Consider the following 2607-nt stretch of genomic DNA (forward strand, 5'->3'; position numbering starts at 1 on the left):
CCGCGCTCGAGCCGGTGGACACCGCCGCCGGGCTGGTGACGGCCGGTGCCGGGGCGACCCTCGCCGACGTCCAGGCGCACACGCGCGCGGCCGGCTACGGCGTCGGCGTCGACTTCGCCGCCCGCGGCTCGGCCACCGTCGGCGGCATCGCCGCGTCCAACGCCGGCGGCGAGCGGGTGCTGCGCCACGGGATGACCCGCGGCCAGGTGGCCGGGCTGGAGGTGGTGCTGGCCGACGGCAGCGTGCTGCGGCGGCTGTCCGGCCTGCCCAAGGACAACGTCGGTTACGACCTGCCATCGCTGTTCGTCGGCAGCGAAGGCACCCTGGGCGTCATCACGAAGGTCCAGCTGCGGCTGGTCGGGCTGCCCGCGGCGCGTACGGCCGCTCTGCTCGCCGTGACCGGCCTGCCCGCCGCGGTCGGCCTCGTCGCCACCCTGCGGGCCACGGTGCCCTCCCTGGACGCCGTCGAGCTGGTCTTCGGCGACGGCGTCGACCTGGTGTGCGCCCACCAGGGCCGGCCGGCCCCGTTCCCCGGCCGGCCGTTCCCGCCGGACACCCCGTACCTGCTGGTGGAGTGCGTCGGGCCCACCGACCCGACCGGCGACCTCGCCGCGGCGGTGGAGACCGCCACCGGCGTGCTGGACGCGGTCGTCGCCACCACCGCCACGGACCGGGAGCGCCTGTGGGCCTACCGGGAGGGGCACACGGCGGCGGTGAACGCGCTCGACGTCCCGCTCAAGCTGGACGTCGCCGTCCCGCTCGCCCGTATCTCCGCCTTCGTCGACGATCTGCGCGCCCTGGTGCCGGCGGTGGCGCCGTCCGCCCGGCTGCACCTGTGGGGGCATCTCGCCGAGGCGAACCTGCACGTCAACGTCACCGGGCTGGACCGCGGCGACACCAGCGGCCGGGAGGCGCTTGCCACGGCGATCCTCACCCGGGCCGCGGCCGACGGCGGCAGCATCGGCGCCGAACACGGCGTCGGACGGGCGAAGACGGCGTGGATGGGCCTGTCCCGCTCACCGGCGGAGCTGGCCGTGCTCGCGGCCGTCAAACACGCCCTCGACCCCACCAACCTGCTCAACCCCGGCGTCCTCGTCCCACCAGGTCCCACCACCAGCCCATCAAGATGATCGGCTTTTCCTTCGCAGGTCAAGGAGATGTCAGCCCCGGGGCAGATCAGAAGGTTTTCCCTCTGGGTCGGCCCTCCACGATCAACTAGAACGTCTCCGGCTGGTCCAGGATCTTCCTGGCGAGCTGGTGGAGGGCGGGGCAGAGGTTGACGGTGTCCTCGTAGTAGGCGACGTTGACGAGGATGTCGGCGGCGGCGACCAGCAGCGCATAGCGTCCCGACGGGCTGTCGAGCACGTCCGCGAACGTGGTGTAGATCTGTTTGGCGGTTTCGGGGGCGGCCAGGGCGGTGCAGTACAGGCGTGCGGCGCCGGAGCCGGCTACGCCGGTACCCCAGTGTTCCCAGTCGAGGATCATCAGGTTGGGGATGGTGACGTTGCCCCAATGCAGATCCAGGTGTTCGGTGCTGCCCCAGGTCGGTGCGATCCCCGGCGGGAGCGGCCGGCCGTAGACGGCGTGCAGCAGGTAGCGGTGCCGTTCGGCGCTGTCCACCCAGAAGGTCCGGTCGGTGGGGTGGGTGGCCAACGTCTCCAGGGAAGCACGTAGATCATTCAGCCATTGGGGGGCGAGGGTGATGGGTGTGGCCAGGTACTGGCTGCCGGGCGCCGCGACCGGGTCGGGGGCCAGGGTCATCAGGTCGGCGCACACCGGGATGTCCACCGGCTGGGTGTGGGTCCATTCCACGCTGTCCAACAGTGTCGGTTTGTGGATGCCGCGCAGGGCGGCGGCGTCGCGGATGCCCGTCCACGCCTCCCGGTCCATCCCGTCCTCGCGGAACGGGGCGACCCGTAGCCATGCCCGTTTGCCCTGGTGGAGCACCGGGCCGCTGATGCTGTTCGCGACGCTGGTAGCGGGCGTGCACGGTTCGACGCCCAGTCGCTCGGTCGCGGCCAGGAACACTCCCGCCAGCCAGGCGTCATAGTCATCGACGCGGACCGGCAACCATCGCCGCCTCACTCGCGTACCTTTCGCAGGGGGCTACAGATCGGCGTGCACGACGGGACGCATCTGGAATCCGGCGTGCATTTCATGTTGGGCATGCAGGCGGTGGTCTCCGTGGGCCGGCGGGCCTGGTCGAGCCGCGCCACCTGTGCCCGGAAGGCGTCGCCGTCAAGGACGCTGTGCAGCGGTTCCCGTCGGGCGTTGCCAGCGACCGCATGCCGGGTGAACACACATGGTGACACCGTACCGTCCGGGCCGATGGCGGCGGTGCCGTGCCCGCACTGCCCGCAGGTATCCGCCTCGTCCACCGCCGGAGCCCCGCGGCCGAACGCCCGCACCCGGTCATAACCGATGTCGGTGACGCCGAGGGCCGCGAGGTCCGCGCGTGCCTGGTCGACGCGCTGGGCGTCGTCGACGCCGATGACGCCGACCCGCAGCGGGATCTCCCGGCGGACCGCCTCGGCGATGTTCGCTCTGGTCCGGGCGTGGCTGCCCGGCCGGCCGGTGATCGCCTCATGCTCGGCCGGGGCGTCGGAG

General features: G+C 72.5%; 3 protein-coding genes. 1 reads left to right on the forward strand and 2 read right to left on the reverse strand.

Going from position 1 to position 2607, the window contains the following annotated elements; all coding sequences use genetic code 11:
- A partial coding sequence (locus NBX02_RS08450; protein ID WP_250290784.1) for an FAD-binding oxidoreductase occupies positions 1 to 1130 on the forward strand: 1130 nt, incomplete at its 5' end.
- A gap of 85 nt (positions 1131 to 1215) precedes the next feature.
- Here the strand turns inward: NBX02_RS08450 and NBX02_RS08455 are convergent.
- Together NBX02_RS08455 and NBX02_RS08460 are read right to left on the reverse strand one after the other, a co-directional pair.
- Positions 1216 to 2085, reverse strand: a complete 870-nt coding sequence (locus NBX02_RS08455) for a hypothetical protein (protein ID WP_250290786.1) — start codon at positions 2083 to 2085, stop codon at positions 1216 to 1218.
- A partial coding sequence (locus NBX02_RS08460; protein ID WP_250290788.1) for an SPASM domain-containing protein occupies positions 2082 to 2607 on the reverse strand: 526 nt, incomplete at its 5' end. The genes NBX02_RS08455 and NBX02_RS08460, both read right to left, overlap by 4 nt.

The sequence above is a fragment of the Protofrankia sp. CiP1_Cm_nod1 genome (genome assembly GCF_920888515.1).
Classification (GTDB): Bacteria; Actinomycetota; Actinomycetes; order Frankiales; family Frankiaceae; genus Protofrankia.